Consider the following 26,011-nt stretch of genomic DNA (forward strand, 5'->3'; position numbering starts at 1 on the left):
GAAGATGAAAAAATTCCCAAAACCTAGACACTTCACTGCATTCAGTGGGAGAACCCAAATATTCACGTCATTGGAGTAATCCTTCCTTACATATTCATCATTAGGGATTCTTTTAATAGTCATTATACCTGCCCATTTCAAAACTCGGCATCAGTCCTATTTGGTCAATCATAAGAGCACCTTTTTCTGATTGGTCAAAAATAAACCGAATCTGTTGGAGACTTTCAACTCTGAATTTGGGGTTTTTGGAGGCCAATTTTTTCAGATCAAACTGATAAAGTTGAAATATTGGTTCGGTGTCATCCTTTTCGTCCAAAAACTGTATTTTAAGCACACGGGATTTAATAAGGCGCTGGACGGGAGAGAATTCACTTGCAAGAAAAGTAATCCGTTGGCCTTGTTCATCCACAAGCTCCAGGGTAAAATCAAGGACAGGTAAGGGTATTTCATCTTCTTTTAAGGCTTCTTTTTTGTTCATGGCTTCTAATTTGGTTTTGGAATCCTTATCGCCTTTTTCATTACTTTTTGCAATCTTTTTCCCTTTGCCTCTTGGCTTGGGGGATTCACCGGATTCTGCTAAAGAGAAAATAAGGACTGAGCTGGAATCCGGCATAAAGGTTCCTTGACCAAGCATTACTGTGTAGTTGGCAAGAATAGTCTCTGGGAGAATCGGCTTATTTGGAGCATCCCAATCGAGACTTTCGGTACCGAATTCTCCATAATTCCATCCCAAGTACAGCGCTCTGGTTCCTCTTGAACCATATCTTTGCCAAACTTCTCCTTCTCGCCAGATAGAAAGATTTTTTCCCTTTGCTGATTGCGCATTGGACAAAGTCAGAACATCAAAGTCCTCCTCAAATCCAGCCCAAAACTGACTCTTTGAATCCTGAAACTGGCTGAGATAAATAGTTTCCGGCAACCAGTTTCGACCCTTTCTTGGATCTGAAAAGAGGGGAAGATAGTCGTCTATTTGATGAATTGTCGTTTCTAAAAACGCGCTGATATAGACTTTGGCAATGGTTTCTTGATCTTTTGCCTCCATGAGTTGCTTTTTGTTAAGCAATCCTGAAAACGAAGCATGGGCATCGTTGTCTCCCCAACCGGAATTGAACTGGCCATGATTGGCACCGGAGATATAGAGTCCTGCCTTGAACCTATATACAGAATCCGTGAAGGAAACACGCTCAAATTGCTTGAGGCCTTCATAGGAAAAAACATCCTGATCCTGTGCTCCGTGCATTGTAAGATAGTTTACATTTTCAATTTTGGTGAGACTTCCTCCGGGCCTATACTGCCCGTCTACTGGTGCAATAGCTACAATCGACTGAATGTTGAAATGATATCCCAGCGGGATGGTAGCATCGTCCGGGTGATAGTCCAGTCCATTCAGCATGACTGCATGCGCCACAGCCTCTCCTCCTCGGGAGTGTCCGACTAAGGCCAGCTTGTCAAAGTCAACTTGTCCAAAAAGAGGATGTGCCGTATCCTCATTCCATTCATTCCACTGCCTCAGGTGCTCCAATAACATCCAGCCTCTAGCATCATTTTCGTCTTCCAAAACCTTCCTTCTGCGAATTAAAGAGAAGAAGTTGAGAAAATTTTCATCCACTGATGTAACAATAAAACCTCGGGAAGCCAGAAGTTCACCGAGATATTTGTACCCGGTATCCGAAAAATCCAGCATGGGATGATTGCCATGGACAATCAGGACCAAAGGAAATGGACCTTCCCCTTTGGGTTTCCATACCCGGCCATTGATGGGCAATTCTTTAAAATCAAAACCCCATTTATGGGTTCTATACTTGCCTAAAATCCCATTCCAGTTTTCCAAAAACGCAGTTCCATCCACAGACTTGGTCTCAAATTTCACTCCCTCTCTAAATTCCTCCCTAAGGCGATCTTTGCCGGATCCGTAGGTAAAAAATTCCACTTCATATTGTCCGGGGGTCGCCGGCGATTCGAAAGGAAGTGGGGTGATTTTGTCCTCAACAAGTTTTGCTGCATTGAGGATCGGCTTTACCTCCAAACCCCTGATCATCAAAAAATAGAGAGCAGCCCCTGCCCCAAACAATCCAATTCCAAAACCCAATAAGGCAATCGTCTTTCTAGGCAAAGTTAATTTTCGGAAATGGGCAATATTAAAAATAGAAACTCCTGCTCCCAACAGCGAAAAGATCACTATCAACATCAGTCCAATTCTCTTTTCCAATAGTCCGACCATCATCAAAAGCGGTACGGAAATCAAAAGGGCTATTTTGAATCCCTTTGGTATTTCATTGGATTGCTCGATCAGCCAAACGATTAGTATGGCCGCAATAACAGATCCCAACAAAATCACCACTCCCAAGGCTAAAAGCCACGGATCTCTGTAGTTGTTTATCAAGCCTATTACCTCGAGCACGAATATTAAAAAAGACCCGATCAAAAGGCCAACTGAAGCCCCATTAAATGCCCTTTTCCCAGGCATTACCATTTTAATTTGCTTTGTAAGAAAAGAATTTAATCGAATGAAATGGTGCTTATGGGACATAGTCTGGAGTTTGATTTCTGAAAATATAAAATATTTATGGAAATAGCATTTGAAAACAATCCCCATTTTTTCTGGCCTTAATTATCGGCAAAGAAGCGGAGAATCGGGGATTACAGGTTAATTGATTAATTGATAAACCGATTTCTACCAGAAAATCTACCCTTTTCCCTGGAACCTAATTTTTTGGAAAATCAAGTCTCGTTTCTCGCTTCTCATTTCTAAAGATGTATTAACCTTCGGTGAATCAATTCTAGGATCTTAAGTCTTGTGTCTTAGGTCTTATGTCTTGCGTCTTGTGTCTTATATCTCGCCTCTCACCTCTTGATACTTGACACTTAATACTTAAATTCCTTATTTTCACCCATGCTTAAAACCCAACATTACCACCTACTCGTCTTTTTTCTTTTTTTTTCCATAATCCCCTCACCTGCTCAGACCGATTCCAAATGGTACCCTGTCTCAAAAATTATAGACGGTGACACATTTTGGATCATCAATGCCAATGGGCAGGAAGAAAAAATACGCTTGATCGGAGTAGATGCGCCAGAATCCCGAAAATCCGGCAAAAAAGAAATCGGTTACTATGGCAAGGAATCCAAAGCATACCTCACACAAATCCTAACAGGCAATAAAGTCCGCCTGGAATATGATGTCAGCAAATACGACAGGTACAAAAGAACTTTGGCTTATGTGTATCTTGAAAACGGGACTTTCCTCAATGCCTTCCTGATCAAAAACGGCTATGCTTCGGTAATGACAGTCCCACCCAACGTCAAGTATGCTGACCTATTTGTCAAACTCCAAAAAGAAGCAAGGGATAAAAAGAAGGGACTGTGGAAGTGATTTTACCTACCTGCCAAATTTATAATACTTTTCTAGGTTATGCTTTTTCCCTTTCAGCATAGACACTATGATCTCCATCGCCTGAATAGAAAACGTGATGCCATTTCCTCCAAATCCCAGTACAAACAATGCGTTTTTATATTCGGGAGAGGCTCCGATGTATGGCAATCCATCTTTGGTCGATCCGAAAGTTCCTCCCCAACTGAAATCCTCAATAAATCCATTTTCGGGGATGAGTTCATCAAGTTTGGACTGTAATTTTAAATGTTTTCTTTCCTTGATCTGCTGTTGAAAAAAAGGAAAATTGGTGGAAGAATCCTCTCCTCCTACCAACAACCTGCCGTCTTCTGTGGTCCTCATGTAGAGATATGGGTCTGCTGTGTCCCATACCAAGATATCTTTTAGCTGCTTGGCACAAGCAATTCCCTGTTCGCTTACCGAAGCATAGGTATAGAAGAGTTTGGCTACTTTTTCTTTCAATAGGTCTGTGGATTCAAACCCGGTACAATAGATGACTTTCTTGCATTGAACTGAAAAACCCTCCGCAGTCTGAAGTACTACCCCATCTTTGCAGTGCTCGGTTTTGGAAATTTCGGTTTGATCGTAAACTTCCATCCCCCTTTTGAAACTGTGGCGGATCAATCCATGCGCCAATTGGTAAGCATCCACACTTGCTGCTGTTTTAGAAAGTATCGCACCAAATGACCTGACCCCAAAGGTTTTCAAAACTTGTTCGTCTGAGAGCCAACTCACTCCCATCCGGTGCTTATTGCGCATCTCAAATTCTTCTTTTAACCAATCAGCAGCTTTTATATCATGGGCTAAGTAAAGTGATTTTTTAAGTTCAAAACCACAATCCAAGTTCAGTTTACCCACCAAATCGCCGATCGTCCGGATTGCTTTGATTCCTGCTTTATAGCAGGTAACAGCTCCCTTTTCCCCAATCTTTTTTGAGAGTTCTACAAGCGGTTCATCGATTTCATATTGAAGCATACTGGTCGTCGCGGAGGTACTGCCTTGACCGATATCCCTTTTGTCTATCAATACTACCTTATGCCCGGCCTCCATCAAGGCATAGCTCACCAAAGCACCTGTTATACCCCCTCCCAACACCACTATTTCTGTTTCAATGTTTTTTTGCAGGGAGGGATAACTATTCAGAAGGCCGTTTTTAACTAACCAAAATGGTTCAAAAGTTCTGATTCTCATATTCTTCTTATTAACCGGCCTTTTCCAAAAAAATAAAATCCATACCTACATGAGGTATAGATTTTAAATCAAGGATTTAAGCCAAGGTCTTGTTTAAATCTCTCATTTTCTTGACCTGATTGTGGTCTCCACTGAGGGATACCCTTTGGTCCATGAGCACTTGTCTGACTCCCACGTTCATCTCTACATCTGAAGAAAGTGCCATATCATATGCTTTTAGCGCGGCATCTTCTCCGCCTTCACATGATTCTAGGATACTTGTCCTGTCGCTGCCCGAGAATAAAGATTTGATACTCATCCAAGAACGGAATATCTTACCGGAGGCTGTAGTCCCTTCTTCTATTTCTCCACCTGCTTCGAGGATTAAGTCACCAAGGACACTGACGTGGTCTCTGCTGTTTGAAATCATTTTGGCAAACAGCATTTTTAAATCAGCATCCTTAGTTTCCAATGAGTTGATGGCGTTCTGATAACCTTCGATCCTGTCATTATTGATCAAAACAAGGTCATTGAGGGTACTTGTCAATTCTTCTAAATGTGTCATGATAAGTTTTTTAATTGTTGGAATAATTTACCAAATAACTTAGCCCAACATTCAGACCATGTTTTGGATATTCTTTCAAATCAAAAACTCTTGCAACTATCCACTAAAACTGTATAAAAAATAATGGGGCTGAAGATCTTCAGTACGAAAATGTCAGTAAAAACCGAAACCAACAACCCCACTATTTATGAAATCTTCCTTCTCATTTCTTTCATTCTTTTGAAAAATGAAGGAGTCAGCCCCGTGACTTTCTTAAACTGATTGGAAAGATGGGCCACACTGCTGTAGTCCAATTGATAGGAAATCTCTGTCAGGTTAAGTTCATTGTAAAGCAACAATTCTTTTACTTTTTCGATTTTGTTGAAGATGATGAATTGCTGAATGGTGATTCCCTGAACTTCCGAAAAAACATTAGACAGGTAGGTATAGTCATAGCCAAGCTGTTCGCTGATATGCTCAGAGTAATTGATTGTCGGAGGAGCCTCGGCTTGGTGGATCATTTTGATCACCTCATTCTTAATTTTATCGATCAAAATGCTTTTTTTATCATCCAAAAGTTCGAGTCCGATTTTCTTCAGATTCAGCCTCAAAGCTTCCTTTTGGGAAGCAGTGATTTTTTGCGATACCTCAACTTCGCCCAAATTGACATTGGAATAGCGTATATCCAGATTCTTCAGTTCTTCCTTGACCACCATGATGCAGCGATAGCTGACCATATACTTAATATGAATCTTGTGTTTTTCCACTTTAATTGAGAGATAGGCAATTATTCGGCCACTAAAAGAAAGTTATCCTTATTGAAGGGCGGGTCTTGGTACACATTTGCGTAGATGATGGCTTTTTCCAATAATTTCTTTAATTTTTGAAAATCATTGGGCTTATGGATATAAACATTTGCCCCGTTGAGGAAAGTCTCTTGCATGTCATTTTCGGAAGAAGATGTTGAATATATCGCAACAGATACTTCTTTGAATTTTACATCTGCCCTGATTTCCTTAAGACATTCCAAGCCGTTTTTTCTGGGCATGTTGATGTCGAGAAAAAGGATCTGCGGAAGATTTTCGGCTTCGGTATTTTGCATAAGGTGCATGAGTTCGTCGCCGTCATTGACTGTTTCTACAGATGTGCCGACATTCAATTCATCAAAAGCCTCCTTAAACAACAGTCTATCTGCTTCATCATCGTCTGCTAATAGGATTTTAATGGATTTCTCGTTCATTTTTTGGCTGGAAAATAGATATCGAAGGTTGTTCCTTTATTGAGTTCACTTGTTGCACTTATAAAACCATTGTGGTTTTCTACAATTTTTTTGACAATGGCCAATCCAATTCCCGTTCCGGGATATTCATCCTTACTGTGCAGTTTTTCAAACACCTCAAAGATCCTTTTACTGTACTCCTGATCAAATCCTATACCGTTATCTGAAAACTGAATATGACAATAAAGTTTTTGACTCAGATCTTCGATGGTTTTGATAGCATCCTTTTTTACGATTTCTGCTGAGATGGAGATTTTGACGGGGATTTCCGGTTTGGAAAACTTCAAAGAATTACTGATCAGGTTATTGATCAACTGCCTGAACTGAAAAGGAATGACACTGACATCACACATCTTATTGATGGTGATTTTGGCTTTTTTGGCCTCTATCGCTTCTTTCATTTCATTCTGTACGTCTTTGATAATGTCCGCAAGCGGCAATGCTTCAAATTTTCTTTCGGCAGAATTGAGACTGGTAAAAGTAAGCAGCTCCTCTATCAGCTTTTGCATCCTATTGGCCGACTTTTGCATGTGCTGGAAGTAGACCTTGCCTGAAGCTGATAAATTCACCATTTCTTTTTCTAGAATCCGGTCAGCAAAGGTCTGGATCTTTCGGAGTGGCTCCTGCAAATCATGGCTTGATATGTAGGCAAAAGCTTCAAGCTCTTTGTTCATTTTTCCCAGCTCGTTGTTCTTTTCAGACAGGGCTTTATTGGAAAGGTCAAGCTGTTTGGTTCTTTCCAACACCGCCTTTTCAAGCTCGATATTGTAGTTTTTGGTTTTTTCTATGTCTTTGGTGTATTCTTCCAATTCATTTTTTTGGGTCAGCATGGCATCGGTTATATCATTAAAAGAAAGTAAAATCAATTGCTCCCCGTGGCTTTTTTGGATAAGTCGGCTTGCATTAAGTAAAAAAACTTTTTCGCCAATCCTTGGAAAGTTATGTGTTATTTTAAAATTGCTGAAAGAGGAGTTTTTGGGAATAATATGCTCAAGCAATTCCCTTAAACTTGGGATATTCCATCTCTTTTCTTCAAAATCAAACAACTTCTTCCCGTCTATCTGATCCTCTTTGAGTTGGAATATCCTGTAGAAAGATTTGTTTGCGGTCTTGATTCGCAGGTTTTTATCCAAAACAATCATAGGCTCATGAAGGGTAGAGATGATGGCATTGGAATAGTCATAGGATTCATTGAGCAGGTCATTTCGGGTTTGGAGTTCTTGGTTGGTGGTGACAAGCTCCTCATTCGATGATTCAAGTTCTTCTTTGGAGGTTTCAAGTTCTTCATTGACGGTCTGCAATTCTTCATTGCTCGAGACTACCTCCTCATTGGCACTTTGGAGCTCCTCTATGAATCCTTCCTGCTCTTGGGACAGCTCCATGGCATCCTTTTGGGACAAAGCCAGTTCGTCCTCAAGCTGTTTTATTTTTTGTTCCTTAATACTGAGAATTGAATCTTGGATCTCATCCTTTCCTTTTACTTGCTGGGATCCAGTAACTTGATCGTGTTGTGAAAAAACAACAAGCATCAACTTTTCTTCAAATTCAACAAGCAGCGGCGATACCTCGATACTGACGACAAAGGCAGTATTGTCGACATTCATCTCAATTCCGGTTTTCCGTACACGCTGATCGGTTTTGATGCATTTGGAAATCAGGCTTCTCAGGTGAAAAGCGATTTCTTTGCGTACAAGCTTCAGGATATTCAGGGAAGCTTTTCCGGAAAAATGGCTCAAATACAAATCTGTTTTTCCTCTGAATTGGAGGATTTCCATCTGTTGATTGATGACTGCACTTGGAGGTAAAAATTCAGAGACTATCACTGCATCAATAGCTTGGTCAAGGTTTTTGCTGTTTTGAAGTGCGGTGGTTTTGGCTGCACTGATCTTGGTATCAGCATCCATTGCATGTTTTGTATGTTGTGTTTCTCCTTTAGTCATTCTTGAAGTCGGTAATGATAATAGGCGTCCATCGGCGCTGCTTTTTCTTGAATAGATTCTGTACTTTTTGTTGACCTCTAAGAATAGATTTGCCGAAGAACTGATGGTCTCTGCTTTTCCCAGCATCAGATAGCCCGTTTCGTTCAAGGCATAATGGAAAGTTGACAATACTCTTTTTTGGGCTGCTGAATCAAGGTAAATGAACAGGTTCCTACAGCTGATAAAATCTATCCTTGAAAATGGAGGATCCTTCAGTACATTATGCGGTGCGTAGACACAGATGTCCCTGATCGTTTTCGAAATCCTGTAGTTGTTTCCTGATTTTGTAAAAAACCGCTGCAGCCGTTTTGGTGAAACAGATTCCAGTTCATCTTTGGTGTAGACACCAGCACGCGCTTTCCTGATTGCCTTTTCACTCAGGTCAGTAGCAAACATCTGAATGGGGATATGGGTCCCGGAATTTTCTTGAATTTCAAGAATCATCATGGCAATGGACAATGCCTCCTCACCCGAAGAACAGGCAGGAACCCAAATCCGAAAGGTCTCTTCACCCTTTTTTGACTTCAGAAGTTTGGGAAGAAGATCCTCCTTCAGGTATATATAAGAATCCGAATCCCTAAAAAAACTGGTCACATTGATCAGCAAATCCTGGTAAAGAATATCCAATTCTTCCTTTTTTTCACCGATGAGGTTTACATATGCTTTGAGGTCTTTTACCTTATTGAGCAGCATCCGCCTGAGGATCCTTCTCTTGATTGTCTTCATTTTATAGACAGAAAAATCCACGCCTGTGAATTTTAAAAGGCTATTGATGATGGCTACCAAGTCAGGGTTTGCATCGTCTATGAGGTCTTCTTCCCTGTGTTTTGTGCCTGATATCCTAATCAAGGGGTTTTGGCTGATCCTGTTCAGCTCCAGGGCGATATCCTTAGGCGACAATATAAAGTCAACCAAACCTGCTGTAATGGCAGATTTGGGCATGCTGTCAAATTTTGCTGAGGAATCCTGGGCAAATGTCAGTCCTCCTTCTTGCTTTATTGACCTCATGCCAATAGTACCGTCCGTGGCACTTCCGCTTAGAATTACCCCAATCACGTTTTCCCTATGGGTCTTTGACAGCGAGGTAAAAAGAATGTCTATGGGAAAATTGAATTTGGGAGTTTCGGGTCGAGGGGACAAGATTATGTGGTCTTTTTCCACCGCTATCTCCTTGTCCGGAGGAATGATGTAAAATGTATCGGGCTTGATCTGCACCTTGTTTTCAACCTCCTTTACCTCTATGGAGGTGATTTTGGCTAACAATGGCGTTAGCATGCTTTTATGGTCGGGACTGAGATGCTGTACAAAAATAAATGCCATGCCCGTGTCAGGGGCAAGGTATTTCAACAATTCGGACACCGCTTCCAATCCTCCCGCCGAAGCGCCTATAGCAACAATGGGAAAATCAGCTTTATGAGTAGGTTCCGAGGGTGAATCCTTTTCTGTTTTGTCTTTTTTGGATTGTCCCATGCCGTTTTTTCGATTTAATTTCGGTAGCAATATTCAGCATCAGCAAGAACGAGTGTGATGTAGGCAGACTCTACAGGATCAAGGTACCATTTGTTTGACCCGATTGGTAACCATTTGCAATATATAATATAAATACCACCTAAATATTTCCAATAATCCGCTATTTCTTCCAAAAACATGAAGGAACTGGCTCATTACCTGATCAAAATGATCCCCCCAAAGGCAGGGACATCCACCAAAACCGAATGGGCTTTGCCTTCAAAAGGTCCTTTTGCAGAAACGGAGGTAACCTCCGTCCCTGAGAAATTCTCGTCATAACCTTTCCAACTACTGTTGAATTTCACCCTCCATTTGCCACCGATCGGGACACCGAATTTATAATTGTAGTAAGTCTGATTCGAAAAATTAAGGACCATGATTACGGGTCGCTCACGGTGATCTGCATGGCTTCGACTGTAGGCCAAAACCAATGTGTCTTGGTTGAAGTGCAAGGTCTCGGTCAAGTGACCTGTCAGCCCCACCATCGCCTCATCCCTTCCGTTTCGCATGCCGATCAAGTCCCGGTACATGCCCGAAATCCCATTGAACATCGTTTGTCTTTCCCAATCCAAACCCACCGTATCCGAGAAATGCCCATAACTGATAAATTCCTGACCCTGAAACAACATCGGGATTCCCGGCGCTGTCAGGAGCGCAATGGCTCCCAAAGTGGATTTCTTTTTGGCATATTCACCGTTGGCATCTCCGGGCTGTATCTCCTCCGGCAACCGGGACGAACCGTTGGCTACCTCATCATGGGACTCTGTGAAAATCACCCTTTGGAACACATCATTGTTGAAGGCAAAAAAGAGTGACTCCACCACGAGCTGAAGGTTTCGGTGTTTGTCTTCTAACTCCAACAAAACCCTTTTGATCTGGTTTGCGAAGCCCAAACCCCATTGAGAATGGAAGCCGAGGCCGTTGAGCATGACCCCGGAAGTGACCACAGGATCTGCCTTAAGGTCTTCCGCAATCAGGATTTTGTGGGGAAAAATATCCCGGATCTCCCCGTTCAACTCCTGCAAGAATCGATATCCTTCCTCCAATTCTGCTTTGTTGTTGGTGTTTTCGCTATCTAGGTACCTGATGACTGCTGTGGCATCAAACCTCAAGCCATCACATTGATAGTCATCGAGCCACATCAGCGCATTGTCACGGAGGTAATTTCGGACTTCCTTCCTGCCATAATCGGGGCGGTTTTCACCCCAAGGCGTCTTTGCCCTGTAATCATTATAGAAATAAATGCCGCCGAGGTCGTTTTCCTGCCAACCGTCAAACTGCCATAAATCAATATCTGAAGGGCCGAAATGGTTGTAAACCACATCCATGATCACCGCAATTCCTCGGGCATGGGCTTCAGATATAAAATGCTTCAGACCTTCCGGACCGCCATAACCCGACTCTACGGCAAATGGATGGGCGGGATTATATCCCCAGGAATTATCCCCGGCAAATTCCATCACCGGCATGATTTCTATGGCATTGATACCCAGATCTCTGATATAATCCAATCTCTGTACTGCGGAAAAAAAGTTTCCAACACCCCCATTTTCAACCCCGTCCCTGTTGAATGTACCGATGTGCATCTCATAGATGACCAGCTCATTGAACGAAGATATTTGAAAATGATGCTCTTCCCTGTCTTTTCTAAGGTCTATGACAACGGAATTACCCATGCTGTTGGTCAGTTTCCGGGCATAGGGATCGTTTTTAGTGATTTTGTTTTCTCCGTTGTAAAGGACGAATTTATACTCATCACCATTGTTTGCCAGATCTACATGTACCGCCCAATAGCCGTCATTTTCATGTTCCAATGGGTATTCATTATCTCTCCAGCCATTGAAGCTGCCCATGACAAAAATACTGTTGACATTGGGCGCCCAAACCCTGAAGGTCACGCCTACTAAGCCTACGATGGCCCCCATTCCTCTACTGCCTATCTCCTTCATTGCTATTGTATGGTAAAATATTTGGAAAAAAATGTTCCTTATAAAGAAGGAGTCGAAAAAACATCACTATTCTACCATAAGGTAATATATACCTGTATAGTTCAAATTGTCAACCTTCGGTTTTTATTTCCTCGTTTCCTTTCTCGATGATGATTTCCTTTTCGACGACTTTCATCGCAAAATCAGAAGGATGAACCGCTGCCTCATACTTCTCCGCATACACCCTGGTAAATGCCGCCCCAAAGAACAATATCAAACAAGAATAAGATACCCAAAGTAAAATCAGCACCACAGAACCTGCCGCACCATAGACTGAAGCCGGATCTGCAGCCCCAAAATAGAGGCTGAGCAAAATCTTCCCCAGATTGAACAACAGGGCCGTCATAAATCCTCCCAACCATACCGACCTCCACCTGATCTTCATGTCAGGCATAAACCTGAATATCAACACAAACAAAAGCCCAATGACAAAGGTGGACAGCGCAAAATCAAAGAACTGGGCTATAAACAGGTAAGCAGGCTCCCAAAGCCCGGCCAGAAAACTGCTCAACAGCGTCAGTGCTGTAGAAACCACAAAACTGATGATCAACAAAAAAGCAATGACCATCACAAAGGCAAGGCTCAATGCCCTGTCTTTGACGACTTTCCACCAACCGGCTTCAGGGTCCACCTTGACACTCCAGATCTCATTCATGGAAATCTGAAGCTGGTAAAACACCCCGGTGGCTCCAAATACCAATACTGCGACACCCATGATGGTAGCAAAAACAGTCCTCTTATCTTTACTCGAATTTTCGATAATGGAGACGACAGACTCTGCAGCACTCGGACCAATGGCCTCCGAAATCTGCCCCGTAATCTCCCCTTGCACGATCTCCTGTCCCCAAAATGCCCCAACGGCACTGATAATCAACACAAGCAATCCCGGCATGGACAGTACCGCATAGTAGGCCACGACAGCCCCCAATCTCCATGGATTGTTTTTATTCCAAAGCTTCCCCGCCTCCCACAACAGCCTGGGCAGGTGTCTGATCCTGAATTTATTATCTACTATCATTCCCTCTGTCTTTCTAGTTTTCTTAAGGCCAAAAAAATCCATTCCGGCCCATGGAACGCAATGACCGCATCAAACTAGTGCATTAACCGTGCCCTAATGGAAAAAGGAAGTGAATTTGTGGGGGATTGCAGGCTAAAAAGAAAAAGCGGCTACCCGAAACCATTCAGGATAACCGCTTTTTGAAAATGGTATTTATGTAAAAACAGTCTTAGGGGATATTGATAAAAATACAGGGAAGGGAGGGGGAAAAATAGGCAATAAGTTTTGGGGAGTCACTTTGATTTCGCTCGTAAGGTTAATACTATTGATTCCCAATCTTATTTCTTAAAGAAATTAACCTGAACCAAATACCTTGTCGCAAGCGAAAGCCTTTTCGTTTCCTTGTTTGTTTGTAGTTCGATCAGGAAATCAATTGGGATCATTTTTTTGGGTGGGTGTTGGGTTGTTAAAAAAATAAAATTTAACGGCAAATGGTATCAGTAGTGGCAGATTGAGTGGTTGATATTATGAACTGGTTTCAAAGTTTGATATTTAGCATTTTCTCCTGCCATTATTCAAACAAATGTTGTGGGTTGTCTTTTCATTCTTTCCTCACTATTTCTCTTAATATATTGTTGAATCTTTCCGGTTCGTCAAAAATTGGGCAATGTGCAGAGTTTTCAAAAGTAAAAAATTGTTTTTCGGGGGCTTCCAATTGATCATAAAACTCTTTTGCAACAATATATGATGTTTGATAATCAAACACGCCCTGGAAGAAATAAACAGGAATCTGAACACTGTCGATGGTTTCAAAAAGGTTGTCGGTAATTATGTCATCCCATAAATGATCTAATGAAAATAATGCACCTAATCCATAATTCATTTTGTCATGTAATGTGTATTCCTTGGCATTTATGACTGGCAATAGCATATACAGAGAACCCTGGTAATCACGAAAAACCCCTCCACCAAATTTATCAACATAACTTCTCTCTGCCATTAAAAACTTAATCCATTCTTCACTACTCGCATTGATGTCAGGAAAATCAAGCGCCCCCAGTTCCTTTATGGCTTTCTTATCTTCTTTTTTCTCTGCCTGGTATTTTACCCATTCATAAGATATTCTTTCACTTCTGTATTGGTCTGCTACTTGCCCAATCCCAATAAAACAATGGAATAATTCTGGGTGTTTTTCAATAGTTTTTATTCCCAGATAAGAACCCCAGGAATGTCCCATCAAATAGATTTTGTCCTTATTGAAGCGATTGATCAGATATTCACTTAAATCTTTGGTGTCTGATATAAGTTGGTCAACAGTCATACTTTCTACCGAAATATTTTTATTGTATGATTTTCCTGAACCTCTTTGCTCCCAATGTACTACCACAAAATCGTGTTCTAAATAGGGGTTGAACTTTTTTACGTGGGCTAATTCCGGACTTCCCGGTCCTCCGTGTAGGAATAGCAATACAGGTTTGGTCGAATCTATACCACCTATTATTAGATATTGCCCTATTCCTCCAAGTTCAATTCTTTCTATCGTGGAAATACTTTTGCTTATTATCTCTCCATTCTCATCAACGAATGGATTAGCTTTTCCTGGGCTTTGTAAATGCAAAAAAAGCAATGCTAACAAAAAAAGTGTAATTAATCCTCCAAAGAAAATCAATAAATACTTTCCAGCTATTCTTGTTACCTTCTTTATATTCATCAATGTGTGGCTTTGGTATTCGTCTCTTGGTGCAATATCATTTACTCCACCTGTGTGAAGGCAAACGCCTGATACTGGGACTTGGTGGAATTTGCCTAAACTGCACCTGGCCCAAGGCTAATTCTGATAGCTATCGGAACTTAAGGGATCATTTCTAAACGCCATGTCCTACCCTTTTATCCTTACCATCCACGATAGCCATCGGGATGTAAGTGGACCATCCGACTAAATGCTCAAACGAAAGATAATTCCTGATAATTTGAATTACAAATTCATTTTTATAGAAAAGCGTAGTTACAAACTACGCTTAGCGGAGGGATGGCAGGCTAAAAAGAAAAAGCGGCTACCCGAAACCATTCAGGATAACCGCTTTTTGAAAATGGATTTTATGTAAAAAAAGGAATGTTAACTTTCTAGGATCTTCTTTTTCTCAGCATCAAACTCCTCCTTGGTGATGACACCTTCGTCCAACAGTTTTTTCAGTTCTCTTAATTTATCTGCCTTGGTCTTATCCAAACCGCTTGGGATGGAATAGTAGTTGGTATCAAATCCTTCTGCAGCAGGCTGAAGCTCATAGGTCCTGAATGGCTTGTATTTCATGATCCAAAGAAAAGGAACCAACAAAAAGACCCCTCCTATCAAAGCGCCGACATCCAACTCCTCATCCCTTGAAAAAGAGGTATTAAAGGGGTTGTAGCCTTCTTTTTCCAATTTAACCAAGGTGGAACTGCCCACTACTTTGGTATCGCGGTAAGTGTAGGGCGTATTCCCCATATACTCGCCGTTCATATACAGCTTGGCATCTGATGGGATAGATTGGATCATGGTCGTACTGCCACAACTCGCAAAGAAAATAGCAACAGCCAAGAATAGGGCAATGGATTGGAGATAGATGGATTTCATTAAAATTTGAAATTTAGTTTTACAATATTAAGGCCTATTGTCAAAACTACAAGGAAGGGAGGGGGAAAAGTTTGGGCTATTTCTTAAGCTATAGGATGAGGAAATTGCCTTTCACCACAAAAGTTGATATGAGGTAGAATGTTCAATTAACCACTGAACCCGCTTTTTTGCCAAACGCCTGTTAGCACCAGTTTTTCTTTCTGTCGTCATTATGTCGTCTTGTAGATATACCAGCCGTTTCCAATTTCTTTTATCATTATTACTCGGTCAGAATTCATTTCGGGTAAGTCCTTTTTGTCTTGTACGTAAATGTATCCAACAGAATTGTCAACCATACCGCCAATTATAAAATTGATGCAGTTTCCAAATTCATAACCACCTGTCGATAAAGAAGAAATGAAGAGTTTTTGATAGTCAGCTTTTAAATTTTCAATAAGTTTTAAACTTCTCTCTTCATTTACTTTTTCCTTTTCAAGTTGCGTCAATGCAAGATTTTTAAGTATTTCAAATTCTAACTGATTAGTTACAAAATGTTTAGCAATATTGTCGTCTAATTCAAGTGTCAGCTTTGTATTGCCTAATTGAAAATTATAATCTTCTCTTGAAGTAAACATTGCGAAGTCGTCCTTTTTCTTCTTTTTTGATTTGGCAATAATGTCGTCCACTTGTTGTAAAGTCATTTTTTCAAGCTCAATTTTTACTTCTTCAATTATGCCTGTCATTGCTAATGCTCTGAATGCACTCATTTTCCAAACTGTGTCCTTCTCAAAATGTAAATAAGTGTCAAGTCCTTTGCCCAATGAGTCTAAAATTGTCATTGCTACAACCGCTGTTTTCACTTCCTGTCCGAGTAACGTGAACTTTGTCGTTGAGCCACTTTGCAAATCTTGTCCGTTTGGTCGCCCTTTATATTCTCCTGTGATAAAATTGTCCATGTTTGGTAAACTGTCCTTGCCGAATATCTTTTTTGCTAGGTCCAAAGGTTCATAAGTCTGTCCGTAAACAGTCGTTACAGTCAGAATTAGAATTGTAAATAATGTCTTTGCTCGTTTCGTCATAAAATTGGTGCTAACGCCTGGCTATAAATTCGTGACTTTTATCCTTAAAAAATAATTAATCAAAAGTAATGCTTTATAGCCGTTGTTGTAGGCCGTTGTTCATTCATCATGCTCAGTAAAGAAATCCACAACAATTTTGTCATCCGCTACAATGTGGTCAGTCACATGAAAAACATCTTTAATCCAGTCATGTTTCAATCCTTCTTCTCTGTTGAGAATTTGTCCTAAAAATGTTACGTGACTCCACGGTGACTCGTCAGCGTCAACCAGTCCCACTTGATAGTGTGATTCATTTGTCCAGATTTTAAAGGGGAAAGCAATTCTGTCATTAGGTTCCGAACCATCCCCCCATTCTCCTAGTCCCACAAGTCCATATGCTACTTTTGGAGAATGTCCGCGTGTAAAATTTATGTAATAAACTCCAAACGCATCGTTGTCCTGATATACAAACCGTGTCAGTCGAAAGATCTCTTGTCCGCAACAATCACATTTTTCAATCTGGGGTTCTTCAAATTCTATTTTGATCATTCTATTCTTTCCCTAACAATGGCCTACAACGTTTTGCAGCTACCCGAAGGGCGGGACTTTTACCACAATACTTGATTTGAAAGGCTAAACTTCCATTAACCACAAAACTGTCTTTGGAACACGAAACCCCGCCTTTTGGGTAGGTGCTGTTATGCCCTGTGCTTCTTTTCATACGTCTCATTTTTGTTGTCTGAAATTTATAAACTCTTTTTCTGTCCCAACAAAATAGTTTTTGTCCAATGAAATTTCTCTAATGTCAATTTCTCTTTTATGTTCGGTCGGCAAACTCCAATCACCCTCCCAACAACAATAGTATTCAATATTCTCTGTTAAGGTCAACTCATTTAAAAGGTCAATAAGTCGTTGTGGTGATTTTTTATTTGTTTGTTCGTCAGGGTTGTCAAAATTTTCACTTTCAAAAACAAGTCCGCAAGAACAACTTGTGTCTGAACCAACGTAATAAATGTTTGTCTTTGAGAATTTTGGTCGTAAAGCAATTTCTTCTTCTTCACTAAGTTTCTCAAAATATATGTCTGTCTGTTCAGCAACGAAAGTTCCTAATTCTAATTCTTTATTTGTCCCTATGTATACTGCAAAACACATTTGTCAATTTTATTCTTTAGTTGTTTTTGTTAGTCGGACTGTCCTCTTAGCATTGGGCATAACGGTAAAGTATAAGCGTAGTGCGGGGTTTCGGAGCGATTCACTGTCTGCCTACCGCAATGTTTATTAGGAGCAAAAATGCTCAATTTTCCACGTTCAGCCCGCATTACGCTTATACAATGTTGTGCACTGGCTTTTTTCATTTTCTTAATTACAAGTCGTGTATGGACTTGAGCATTGCATTTCAGGTTCAATCCATCCTTTGAATTCTTTGTCAGTCGTTTTCATAATCACATTTGCCCATTTTCCTTCGCAGTCAGTAATTGTGTAAAGCTCTGTGTAATATTTACTTATTGTGTCAGTCGGCTTTGATTTCAGGTCAGGGTTGGTAAATAGAAACAAGGTGTCATTGTCGGAGTAATTTCTTGCATAAGTCCCAAGATAATCTTCCTTTTCAATCCAACCTGTTTGTTGTTGTCCTTTGATTGCACGACCAATTTTTACTTTAAAGAATTCATCTTGGGAGTCGTAAATTGTAAAAGTCAAAAAGTCTTCGCCTTGAATGTCATGTGTTAAGGTGTTGATTACTTGTCCATTTGGTTGGTCGAATAGTTTGACCTTCACATCTTTTCGCCAATCTACAAGTCCGTCACAATTACACTTAGTTTTCGGTTCATTTCCGTACTGACCCTTCTTTGTTTGGCTTTGCGTGTCCCTGTCTGGTTCAGGAATTAATTCAGTTCTTTTATCTGTCTGATTTTGGTCTTGGTTTTTGGGTCCGCAACCAATCAAAATCAATAGGGATAATATTGTCGTTAGTGTCTTCATTTTAGCTTGTGCACAACGGTTTGCAGCTATACGCAGGCAGGGATTTTTACCACTGAACTTCCTACGAAGAACTGAACTTCAAATTTAGCACTTTCCTGTCCTACGAAGCACGAAACCCCTGCTTGCGTATAGGTGATGTTACAAGCAGGCCTTCTGTTATTTGAAGTAAAAGTCAAGTCCATCTATTGGGTTTGTTTTAAAATATTGTTTGTCCTGATGTGTATCGTTTACGAAGCTGAAAATCTGTTTTGCTCTTTCAATTTCCCCCTGTTTTGGTGTTGAGAATAGTCTTACTGCTTGTGTTCTCCAAATTTGTAAATAGCCAAACGCCAATTTTCTTATGTTCTCGTTTTCATCAATTGTTCCAATCATCAAGTCGGGAATTGCTGTCCAACCGCCAACTTTGTTGAAGAGTTTTAGCATTGACTTTTTTAGGTCATAATTGCCTGTTTCGTAAATGCTTTTTGCCTTTGTCAAAACTTCTTGTCTCGGAATGTGTGATAAAAATTCAATGATTACGTTTCTAAGTCCAAGATATTGGCTATCAAGGTTCATAAATGCAAAGTCATAAGCACTTACTTCATCAAGTTTGCAAAGAGCTAAAAACGCTGTCATTTTAACTCTTATTTTTTTGTCTTTCAAATATGCCTGAACTGTTTCCGAATACTGTTTACCTTCCGTTTCAGCAAGTCCGCTTAATGACCCAATGACTTGTTTGCTTTCTTGTAAGTTGTCATTGTAAAATTGAGAAAAGTCATTTATTGATTGTTTAAGCGTGAACCTTGCAAAATGTCTTATTGTAGCGGAATTGTCCGCTAAAAATTTCTTTGCAATTGTTTCAAAGCCGTTTTGTTCTTTTAAGCAATAAAGTGTTTGAAGTCGAACATTCGCTGATTTGTCATTCAATAATTGTTCGATTTCTGATTGACCAAGTTTATCAAAATGCTGTATTGATAAGTTCCTAATCAAAAAATGTTTGTCGGTTAAGAACAATTTTAATTCTTGTGGATTATCGCTAAGCGAATTTGAAATGTGCCTTGCTAATAAAATTCTTAGTTTGTCTGGATATTTTTTGAAGTTGCCAATTACATATGCCCTGTTTGTGGAAGCAATGAACTCAACAATGTCTTGGTAAATACCGCCAAGGTCTGTCCGTTCAACTTTTTGAAGCCACTCAAAAATTGGTAAATTTTCAATTAAGCTATCAATGTAGTCAGTTGTTTTATAGTTGTCAATCCCTTTTAGTGCAGCTTGTCGAACTGGCAAAACCCAATCGGCTAAACGATAGATTAAGAATTGTATAGCTCTTGAACTGTCAACCTGTGAAAGTTTTTTAACCGCTTTTTCTCTTACGTATCCACTTCCGTTTAATGAACTTATTGCCAATAACTCAACAAATTGTTCTTTGGGAAAATTGGTTTCGTAAAAGTCAATATCACTTTTTGAAATTCCGCAATGTTTAAGAGTGTCGTAATATCCTTTTTTGCTTTCAATCTTTTTGAACAAGTGAGTAATTGTCTTTGAAGTGGTTTCTCTTAATTCTTTGTTGTCGTCTTTTAGAAAATCTGTCAAGTTGGAAATAATACTTGGATAACCGTCATTGGCGATTTTGGTCAAGGCGTTAATTTTCTCTTCGGTGTTGTCCTTTGAGAAAAACCAAGTCTTGTTAGGTCGTCTTAAAATTTCAAAGTATTGCCAAATTTCCATTTCTTGCTGTGTCGTCTGTTAGGCTTGCTTGTAACGATTTGCTTCACGCAATCATTGCGCTTTGTATGCCATATGGAATACATAGCGCAACAGTTGCGGATATATTTCAATTATTTAAACTTAATCCTTTTTAGTTTTTCAAGCAAGAGGCTTTTTAGCTCATCAAAAATTAAATCAAAATATGGCAGTTCAAAGGTGGTAGCTTCTAAGTTTGTTAATCCTTAAGATTTTTGACTGCTGCTATATAAAAAACCTAATTCCAAATCGAAAAACCAATCAGCCCTATCTTAAAAGCTGAAATGGTCGTGATAATCAATTCCCATTTATCCACTTCACCCTCAAGAGAAATCCACAAAAAAACTGCTTAGGAAAAGGCTTGGTCGTATTTTGACCGGTCAGCCTCAATTCAGCCTACGTTCTTTCAGGGCTTCTTCTAAATCCTTGTTCACTTTTGGGTTTTTAACCAACCTGTAAATGATCACCATCGGAATTACCATGGGTATAAAAAATCCCAATCGTTTTTCTTCAGATAGACCCCAACCTACCAATCCGAAAATGAGGATTCCGGCAAGAAAGCCAATCATGGTGGCGTGAAAAATTTTCGATTTTTTCAGTTTGTCTTTTTCTACCAATAATTCGTCTTCAGTCATCTCTGTGAAGCTCTTTTTTTCCATATCAGTGTGGTTTTGAAGTTAGGTTAGATATTACCGGTTTGCTACCCAAAATCATGGCGCCATATTCGCCTATGACATACATGGCACGAAAGTTCCGGATAAGTTTCAACTATTTAAACTTAATTCTTTTTGGTAATTCAAACAAGTCGCCAAAAGCCCATCAAAAAAAAATCAGGGCAATAAACCTACCGGCAGACTGAACCAAAAAATACCTTCCCAAGTATGGCTGAAGGTATTTCCCGGTCTCATGTTGATGAATTTTTCAAAATCAGGAACCAAGCTGCCAATGATCAAGCCGGTCATGGAAGTCCATTTTTTGAAATCCCATTCGATATAAAAAACAAGGGCAGCGTGGAAAAAGGAATGAATGAAGGATTTAATGTAAAAATAGTCTTGCTTGATTTATTTACGAGCAAATGCATTTTGGCTGACTCAAAATCATTTTGCAATTCCTACTTGAATTCGATTTTTGTTGTCGCTACAATCCATTTTTGAAATCCTGCCTTGAGTATTCATTTTGTTTTAAGGCATCCCAACAATTTTTATTCATACAATTCATATTGCGCTAATTAAACTATGATACCCAACCCATTGTGATAAGGGTAATTGTATGCATTCTTCCCCGTTATTTTGGCAATATCAAAAACGGCACGTCTCACCTCAGGAAAACTATCTGTATCATGAAAAATACAACATTTGCTGTGTTTTACTGCCCATAAGCCACACTCATATGTTTCTTTATAATTGTGGACAATATCGACATGGGCAAAATCATACTGATCATTATCTTTCTTAATCCATTCTTTATAATCAGACCTAACCAATTTAATGTTTTCAAATTCAGATAAGGATTTCTTGGTATTATCGTAATGATCTCCCTTAAATACCGTATGCTCATCCCCAAGAAATATATCAACACCGGTTACATTTTTAAAATAATTGGAGAAGACCACGGCCGAAAATCCAAATTCTACACCAAATTCGATACAACTGTCCCTTTCAATATTAAATTGATCCAAGATATCTTCAATAATTAATTCCAATCCTTTCCATGCAGATGCGACTTGGATGGTTTTATCCGGAATTGTTTTTTTAACCGGCTTGTATTCTTGAATAGGGAATTTATTCCTATAAATAACTTTTGTAAGTTTTGACTTAATTCCTCCCATGGTTTTCTTTTTAATGAATGCTGATTTCAAAAAATAACCGCAACTGCGTTTATCTCTCTGTTTTTGGTAGAAATACCAAATTGCCTTGTCTTTTATGTTGCTGATTGGTTAATAATACAACCCTTTTATTTATTTTTATTATCAAAATCTATTTTAAAGGGCTAATTTTTATTCTAAAAATTACCATAAATCATTTATTTTCTTAAAACTAATCAATAATTAACCCTTATAAAAAAATATACGGGGTATTTTCCACAATTATAATTTATGGAAATTGGTTGTGGCCTGAATAATTGTAAAGTAGTCCAATGGAATAACGGATGAGCAAGAATCAAGTTAACCAACTTCAGAAGGCATTGTGGTACCTTTTTGGGATTCAGCTATAGCTAAAAAAACAAAAGAACTACTACCAAAAAAACTTCCACAGATGAAAAAAATGCATAAATGAAATCACCTCAAATGAATTTTATAACCCCTGTTTTACAAAATTCATCCAAAGGACCATTCCGGGAAATATTTGACCGAGTTTTTTAATTTTGTTTTTTCTAAAGTACATCCTGTGGTAGAAATAATGCCTTGCCTTAACCTTGGTTTTAATGTCGGATGAAATAGGGGGGATAGTTTGGTTTGAAATCGCTAAATCAGGCCATTCCATACAGGTTATTTTAATGTTATTTCTTAAAAAAAATTGACTCATTTCTATTTCTCCGTTGAGGACTATATCCAGTTTTTTGGTTTCATTTGAAGCAGGAAAGGCCTTTCCAAGCATATCCATGAAATAAACTTTTGTTAAAAAAGAATATGTCTGTACATGTGGTAAATCATTCCTTAAACTCCTTTTTGGGTGGTCAAGGAAATTTATGGTACTGCCACAAAGGGCTATTGAATCAAATTTCTCAAACTGTTTTACAAATTGGCTGTACCAGTTTTCATGAAATGGACCATAACCACTTCTATTTTGGAACAGGATATAATCCTCAGGATCGGCAGTGATTTTTACTTTTTCAAACAGTGATTGAAATGAACTGAAATCACGTCCGGTATTATCTTTAAAGTAGATTTCCCTCAGTTCTATGGAAGGATGTCCGAGAAAGATTTTCTTAACAGTTTTCACAAAAAACTCATCATAAGAACTGATTTCCTTCACCTTACTGATGGCAATAAACAAGACTATTTTATCCAATCCCGGATTACAGTTCTTGATGCGCATTAAGTTTTGAATGTCTTTTGAATAAAGACGGGACTCATTTGCCGTGGCATAGCAATGAAAATATTTCCGAACTATCTCTCCGCTCTTAATTTTCAACTTAATATCTTTATTTGGTAATCCGGACGAAAATAAAGAAAAAACCTTAAAGTTTAGCTGACAAGACTTTTGTCCTCTTCATGAATTCAAAAGAACCCAATCCTCGCCCGCCATTTGCTTAAAATTAAATCTTAAAAAAATATTTCAACCCCAAACGGACTTTATTGGATGACCTTTATTTCCCAAAGGATAACTTCCGCACACATAAACTTGGGGGATTAATCCCTCACGGGGTTTTTCGGCCTTGTAGGCTTATCAGGGAATCTTTATTGATTTTTCCGCTCATTCCAATTCGAATTTTTTCACGATGGAAGGCGTCAAAGTGAAAATAACAATCAGCAACCCGGTGAAAATCATAACCGGTTGCAACCAAAAATACTGTGTCATAACCATCTGAACCGTAATCCAGGTAATCACAATAATGCCCGAATACAGGGAATATGTCCAAGCCCAATGCCTGTTTGGGTAGATATTGAGCGCATTTGCCCATCGCCATCTTGGCTTAAAAAGTAACCCAACAAAGGAAAACAGAGGAAGCAAGCCGCTACAAGTAAAGAGTATAAAACCGGGAATGAGGTAGGAACTAAATGGCGATTGAGCAAGCCATCCCGGTTCCATACCAAGTAAGGAACCATCCGGTTGCAGGACCAACATTCCCCCTCCGGCTAATGCTCCCAAACCCAGAAAAAGGTGGAGCCCAAGAAGCATGTAAAGAAAAAGCCGAGTCATCATATTCTACCCATTAAAGTTTGTAAACGCCAACCCATTAAATTTAGGAATAATGTCAGAATATTGGGAAACAACCTTGTTTCTCACCTTAGGATCTCCTACCCTTTACCTAAGGTCCCGCTACAGTTCCACCCACCTTCCCCTAGGGATACTCCGTGTCCCTCCTACCCATACTCCGTGTCTCTCCTACCCATACTCCGTGTCTGCGTTACACCTTAGGTACCTTTGAGCCGTTCACTAAAGCAGCTTAAGGTAGGTGATAGCTATATTTCCAAAGAAATTCATTCATCATTATTTATTTAGAATTGAATCCTCATCTCGGCACTCTCTCTCGCATCTCGCATCTCGTTTCTCGTTTCTCGTACTTCCCCTACCATTCCTCCAATCCCAATAATCTCATCCCCAAATCTGTCAATTCAGCTACAGGATGTTGTTTTTCCCTTTTTAAAGGGTCACCGGGAAAGGCATATCCTTTCAGTGCTTCACGGCTTTGCCAACTTTGGATGCGCCACTGACGGAGGGATTCATTTTCGGGTTCGGCGGGCATCATGGAGAGGTATTGGGCAATGCGGACTTTGTCTTTGCTTTTGTTGGCACGGATTCCATGCGGCAAAAGGGAATTGAAGATCAGCAAGTCCCCAGCCTCCAGTTTGACTTTGGTCAGTTCAAATCCGCTGATGTCGGGTTGGAAATAATTGCGGTCGGCAGCTTGGGTAAGTTTCCAGGTATCATAAGTCCGATAGAGCTCCGGAATACATTGGAAGCCGCCCATTTCTTCATCGGTTTGGTCTGCGAGGGCAAGGACACCCTGCACATTTTGGGGTTTGGTTTCGGGGTCATAATCCCAATGGATAAAACCTTTGTACTCAAATCCGGGCCGGATGGGGAAGTTGAGGTTGGCCCGGTCGATGGTTACCCACAGTTTTTCGGTACCCCAAATATCCGAAAAAGCCTGATGGACTTTGGGTGTCTGCCTGTTGTCCCAAAGGTATTGGTGATGGTAGATTTCGACCATTCCGGTATTGACCAATTCCTTCATCTCCATATCCGGATTGGTTTTTCGGTACCAAGTCTCCGGGTTTTGGGGATCTTTACCTTCATATTCCCAAAGGAAATCCGCCAACTTTTTTACCTGTGATTTTGGAACAGCATTTTTGATAATCACATAGCCGTTGTGGATCCAAAAATCCCAGTCCGCCTCAGACATTACCTGTAATGGCATTCCATTGCTCCGGTCTTTGAGCTTGGTTATGGCCGTCTTGGAAACCGAGTAATTGGATTTGGGATCATTTGTCATGCTGTTAATTTAACCGAAAAACTGCGATATTTAGAGAAAAATATTCTCTGAAATGATCTCATTTTTATCCACATTGGAAGATTTCCATACCAATCTTTGGAGATTTCACCTGCCCGTGCCGGATGACATTGCGGTGCAGTTTATTGAAGGAGACAACAGACGGGTCAGGGTTCACTTGGAAGGAATCCCGGTCTTCCCTGCTGCCCTGATGAAAACCAAGGAATATTGGTTTATCCTGCTCAATAAGCCCAACCGGGAAAAGCTCAAAATCGCCGAGGGAGACAAAATCACCATGACCTTGGAAAAGGACCTATCGGAATATGGACATGAAATGCCTGAGGAATTGCAGGTGCTCCTCGATCAAGATGAAGTGGGGAGCGGCTATTTTTATGAACTGACCAAAGGTAAACAGCGGGGACTGATCTACATTGTCACCAAAGTCAAAAACACCAATTCACGGCTCAACAAGTCCCTTGCCATTATCGAACACCTAAAAGATGTGAAAGGAAAACTCGACTACAAAATGCTGAATGAAAAAATCAAGTACTATAACAATCTGGATAAAGGCTGGTGATTGGATGGTTAATTGGTTATTGGTTATTTGTTGTTATGTCCCTGAGCTTGTCGAAGGGTTGGTTAAT

The 26,011-nt window shown here is 40.0% G+C and carries 25 protein-coding genes; 2 read left to right on the forward strand and 23 right to left on the reverse strand.

What is annotated here, in order from left to right; genetic code table 11:
• Window positions 1-112: 112 nt before the first annotated feature.
• On the reverse strand, window positions 113-2,467 hold the full coding sequence (locus tag NK987_RS03650; RefSeq protein ID WP_259262753.1) for a poly(ethylene terephthalate) hydrolase family protein: 2,355 nt from the start codon (window positions 2,465-2,467) through the stop codon (window positions 113-115).
• A 426-nt stretch (window positions 2,468-2,893) separates the two neighbouring features.
• Here NK987_RS03650 and NK987_RS03655 point away from each other — a divergent pair, with 426 nt between their 5' ends.
• Entirely contained in the window at window positions 2,894-3,373 is a 480-nt protein-coding gene (locus tag NK987_RS03655) for a thermonuclease family protein (RefSeq protein WP_259262754.1), read from the forward strand.
• A 6-nt stretch (window positions 3,374-3,379) separates the two neighbouring features.
• Here NK987_RS03655 and NK987_RS03660 read toward each other — a convergent pair whose 3' ends face one another.
• The 22 genes from NK987_RS03660 to NK987_RS03765 form a co-directional block, all read right to left on the reverse strand.
• Window positions 3,380-4,582 (reverse strand): NAD(P)/FAD-dependent oxidoreductase, encoded by a 1,203-nt coding sequence (locus NK987_RS03660; protein WP_259262755.1) that lies wholly within the window; start codon window positions 4,580-4,582, stop codon window positions 3,380-3,382.
• A gap of 76 nt (window positions 4,583-4,658) precedes the next feature.
• Window positions 4,659-5,126, reverse strand: a complete 468-nt coding sequence (locus tag NK987_RS03665; RefSeq protein ID WP_259262756.1) for a ferritin-like domain-containing protein — start codon at window positions 5,124-5,126, stop codon at window positions 4,659-4,661.
• 185 nt (window positions 5,127-5,311) lie between these two features.
• A complete protein-coding gene (locus NK987_RS03670; RefSeq protein ID WP_420841157.1) occupies window positions 5,312-5,872 on the reverse strand; it encodes a helix-turn-helix domain-containing protein in 561 nt (186 codons plus the stop codon).
• A gap of 20 nt (window positions 5,873-5,892) precedes the next feature.
• Window positions 5,893-6,345, reverse strand: coding sequence for a response regulator (locus tag NK987_RS03675; protein ID WP_258421708.1), 453 nt, complete (start codon window positions 6,343-6,345; stop codon window positions 5,893-5,895).
• A complete protein-coding gene (locus tag NK987_RS03680) occupies window positions 6,342-9,833 on the reverse strand; it encodes a CheR family methyltransferase (protein WP_259262757.1) in 3,492 nt (1,163 codons plus the stop codon). The genes NK987_RS03675 and NK987_RS03680 overlap by 4 nt, the downstream gene beginning before the upstream one ends.
• A 194-nt stretch (window positions 9,834-10,027) precedes the next feature.
• Window positions 10,028-11,821 (reverse strand): alpha-amylase family glycosyl hydrolase, encoded by a 1,794-nt coding sequence (locus NK987_RS03685; protein ID WP_259262758.1) that lies wholly within the window; start codon window positions 11,819-11,821, stop codon window positions 10,028-10,030.
• 109 nt (window positions 11,822-11,930) lie between these two features.
• Entirely contained in the window at window positions 11,931-12,878 is a 948-nt protein-coding gene (locus NK987_RS03690) for a YihY/virulence factor BrkB family protein (RefSeq protein WP_259262759.1), read from the reverse strand.
• Between the two features lie 580 nt (window positions 12,879-13,458).
• On the reverse strand, window positions 13,459-14,568 hold the full coding sequence (locus tag NK987_RS03695; protein ID WP_259262760.1) for an alpha/beta fold hydrolase: 1,110 nt from the start codon (window positions 14,566-14,568) through the stop codon (window positions 13,459-13,461).
• 405 nt (window positions 14,569-14,973) lie between these two features.
• The gene (locus NK987_RS03700) at window positions 14,974-15,471 is read right to left on the reverse strand and encodes a PEGA domain-containing protein (protein ID WP_259262761.1); all 498 of its coding nucleotides are present in this window, start codon (window positions 15,469-15,471) and stop codon (window positions 14,974-14,976) included.
• A 209-nt stretch (window positions 15,472-15,680) separates the two neighbouring features.
• Window positions 15,681-16,406: a hypothetical protein gene (locus NK987_RS03705; RefSeq protein ID WP_259262762.1), complete on the reverse strand. Its 726-nt coding sequence runs from the start codon at window positions 16,404-16,406 to the stop codon at window positions 15,681-15,683.
• A gap of 222 nt (window positions 16,407-16,628) precedes the next feature.
• On the reverse strand, window positions 16,629-17,057 hold the full coding sequence (locus tag NK987_RS03710) for a hypothetical protein (RefSeq protein ID WP_259262763.1): 429 nt from the start codon (window positions 17,055-17,057) through the stop codon (window positions 16,629-16,631).
• Between the two features lies 1 nt (window position 17,058).
• The gene (locus NK987_RS03715; protein WP_259262764.1) at window positions 17,059-17,229 is read right to left on the reverse strand and encodes a hypothetical protein; all 171 of its coding nucleotides are present in this window, start codon (window positions 17,227-17,229) and stop codon (window positions 17,059-17,061) included.
• Between the two features lie 5 nt (window positions 17,230-17,234).
• A complete protein-coding gene (locus NK987_RS03720) occupies window positions 17,235-17,660 on the reverse strand; it encodes a hypothetical protein (RefSeq protein WP_259262765.1) in 426 nt (141 codons plus the stop codon).
• A 207-nt stretch (window positions 17,661-17,867) separates the two neighbouring features.
• On the reverse strand, window positions 17,868-18,488 hold the full coding sequence (locus tag NK987_RS03725) for a hypothetical protein (protein WP_259262766.1): 621 nt from the start codon (window positions 18,486-18,488) through the stop codon (window positions 17,868-17,870).
• Window positions 18,489-18,514: 26 nt separating this feature from the next.
• Window positions 18,515-18,670: a hypothetical protein gene (locus NK987_RS03730; protein ID WP_259262767.1), complete on the reverse strand. Its 156-nt coding sequence runs from the start codon at window positions 18,668-18,670 to the stop codon at window positions 18,515-18,517.
• Window positions 18,645-20,195, reverse strand: coding sequence for a HEAT repeat domain-containing protein (locus NK987_RS03735; protein ID WP_259262768.1), 1,551 nt, complete (start codon window positions 20,193-20,195; stop codon window positions 18,645-18,647). The genes NK987_RS03730 and NK987_RS03735 overlap by 26 nt, the downstream gene beginning before the upstream one ends.
• A 401-nt stretch (window positions 20,196-20,596) precedes the next feature.
• Window positions 20,597-20,869, reverse strand: a complete 273-nt coding sequence (locus tag NK987_RS03740) for a hypothetical protein (protein ID WP_259262769.1) — start codon at window positions 20,867-20,869, stop codon at window positions 20,597-20,599.
• A 171-nt stretch (window positions 20,870-21,040) separates the two neighbouring features.
• The gene (locus NK987_RS03745; RefSeq protein ID WP_338021192.1) at window positions 21,041-21,271 is read right to left on the reverse strand and encodes a DUF4184 family protein; all 231 of its coding nucleotides are present in this window, start codon (window positions 21,269-21,271) and stop codon (window positions 21,041-21,043) included.
• A 167-nt stretch (window positions 21,272-21,438) separates the two neighbouring features.
• Window positions 21,439-22,038 (reverse strand): class I SAM-dependent methyltransferase, encoded by a 600-nt coding sequence (locus tag NK987_RS03750; RefSeq protein ID WP_259262770.1) that lies wholly within the window; start codon window positions 22,036-22,038, stop codon window positions 21,439-21,441.
• A 466-nt stretch (window positions 22,039-22,504) separates the two neighbouring features.
• Window positions 22,505-23,248, reverse strand: coding sequence for a hypothetical protein (locus NK987_RS03755; protein ID WP_259262771.1), 744 nt, complete (start codon window positions 23,246-23,248; stop codon window positions 22,505-22,507).
• A 378-nt stretch (window positions 23,249-23,626) separates the two neighbouring features.
• On the reverse strand, window positions 23,627-24,076 hold the full coding sequence (locus tag NK987_RS03760; RefSeq protein ID WP_259262772.1) for a hypothetical protein: 450 nt from the start codon (window positions 24,074-24,076) through the stop codon (window positions 23,627-23,629).
• 367 nt (window positions 24,077-24,443) lie between these two features.
• The gene (locus NK987_RS03765) at window positions 24,444-25,370 is read right to left on the reverse strand and encodes a phytanoyl-CoA dioxygenase family protein (protein ID WP_259262773.1); all 927 of its coding nucleotides are present in this window, start codon (window positions 25,368-25,370) and stop codon (window positions 24,444-24,446) included.
• 52 nt (window positions 25,371-25,422) lie between these two features.
• On the opposite strand from NK987_RS03765, the gene NK987_RS03770 reads away from it, so the two are divergent.
• On the forward strand, window positions 25,423-25,944 hold the full coding sequence (locus NK987_RS03770) for a YdeI/OmpD-associated family protein (RefSeq protein WP_259262774.1): 522 nt from the start codon (window positions 25,423-25,425) through the stop codon (window positions 25,942-25,944).
• Window positions 25,945-26,011: the final 67 nt, after the last annotated feature.

The organism is Aquiflexum gelatinilyticum, assembly GCF_024813435.1.
Taxonomy (GTDB): Bacteria; Bacteroidota; Bacteroidia; order Cytophagales; family Cyclobacteriaceae; genus Cognataquiflexum; species Cognataquiflexum gelatinilyticum.

What these genes read in the sequence shown, in the direction of transcription:
- NK987_RS03650 (WP_259262753.1), bottom strand. Translation starts at nt 2,467, where the DNA reads ATGCCTGGGAAAAGGGCATTTAATGGGGCTTCAGTTGGCCTTTTGATC.
- NK987_RS03655 (WP_259262754.1), top strand. Translation starts at nt 2,894, where the DNA reads ATGCTTAAAACCCAACATTACCACCTACTCGTCTTTTTTCTTTTTTTT.
- NK987_RS03660 (WP_259262755.1), bottom strand. Translation starts at nt 4,582, where the DNA reads ATGAGAATCAGAACTTTTGAACCATTTTGGTTAGTTAAAAACGGCCTT.
- NK987_RS03665 (WP_259262756.1), bottom strand. Translation starts at nt 5,126, where the DNA reads ATGACACATTTAGAAGAATTGACAAGTACCCTCAATGACCTTGTTTTG.
- NK987_RS03675 (WP_258421708.1), bottom strand. Translation starts at nt 6,345, where the DNA reads ATGAACGAGAAATCCATTAAAATCCTATTAGCAGACGATGATGAAGCA.
- NK987_RS03680 (WP_259262757.1), bottom strand. Translation starts at nt 9,833, where the DNA reads ATGGGACAATCCAAAAAAGACAAAACAGAAAAGGATTCACCCTCGGAA.
- NK987_RS03685 (WP_259262758.1), bottom strand. Translation starts at nt 11,821, where the DNA reads ATGAAGGAGATAGGCAGTAGAGGAATGGGGGCCATCGTAGGCTTAGTA.
- NK987_RS03690 (WP_259262759.1), bottom strand. Translation starts at nt 12,878, where the DNA reads ATGATAGTAGATAATAAATTCAGGATCAGACACCTGCCCAGGCTGTTG.
- NK987_RS03695 (WP_259262760.1), bottom strand. Translation starts at nt 14,568, where the DNA reads ATGAATATAAAGAAGGTAACAAGAATAGCTGGAAAGTATTTATTGATT.
- NK987_RS03700 (WP_259262761.1), bottom strand. Translation starts at nt 15,471, where the DNA reads ATGAAATCCATCTATCTCCAATCCATTGCCCTATTCTTGGCTGTTGCT.
- NK987_RS03705 (WP_259262762.1), bottom strand. Translation starts at nt 16,406, where the DNA reads ATGGACAATTTTATCACAGGAGAATATAAAGGGCGACCAAACGGACAA.
- NK987_RS03710 (WP_259262763.1), bottom strand. Translation starts at nt 17,057, where the DNA reads ATGATCAAAATAGAATTTGAAGAACCCCAGATTGAAAAATGTGATTGT.
- NK987_RS03715 (WP_259262764.1), bottom strand. Translation starts at nt 17,229, where the DNA reads ATGAAAAGAAGCACAGGGCATAACAGCACCTACCCAAAAGGCGGGGTT.
- NK987_RS03720 (WP_259262765.1), bottom strand. Translation starts at nt 17,660, where the DNA reads ATGTGTTTTGCAGTATACATAGGGACAAATAAAGAATTAGAATTAGGA.
- NK987_RS03725 (WP_259262766.1), bottom strand. Translation starts at nt 18,488, where the DNA reads ATGAAGACACTAACGACAATATTATCCCTATTGATTTTGATTGGTTGC.
- NK987_RS03730 (WP_259262767.1), bottom strand. Translation starts at nt 18,670, where the DNA reads ATGGACTTGACTTTTACTTCAAATAACAGAAGGCCTGCTTGTAACATC.
- NK987_RS03735 (WP_259262768.1), bottom strand. Translation starts at nt 20,195, where the DNA reads ATGGAAATTTGGCAATACTTTGAAATTTTAAGACGACCTAACAAGACT.
- NK987_RS03740 (WP_259262769.1), bottom strand. Translation starts at nt 20,869, where the DNA reads ATGGAAAAAAAGAGCTTCACAGAGATGACTGAAGACGAATTATTGGTA.
- NK987_RS03750 (WP_259262770.1), bottom strand. Translation starts at nt 22,038, where the DNA reads ATGGGAGGAATTAAGTCAAAACTTACAAAAGTTATTTATAGGAATAAA.
- NK987_RS03755 (WP_259262771.1), bottom strand. Translation starts at nt 23,248, where the DNA reads ATGCGCATCAAGAACTGTAATCCGGGATTGGATAAAATAGTCTTGTTT.
- NK987_RS03760 (WP_259262772.1), bottom strand. Translation starts at nt 24,076, where the DNA reads ATGATGACTCGGCTTTTTCTTTACATGCTTCTTGGGCTCCACCTTTTT.
- NK987_RS03765 (WP_259262773.1), bottom strand. Translation starts at nt 25,370, where the DNA reads ATGACAAATGATCCCAAATCCAATTACTCGGTTTCCAAGACGGCCATA.
- NK987_RS03770 (WP_259262774.1), top strand. Translation starts at nt 25,423, where the DNA reads ATGATCTCATTTTTATCCACATTGGAAGATTTCCATACCAATCTTTGG.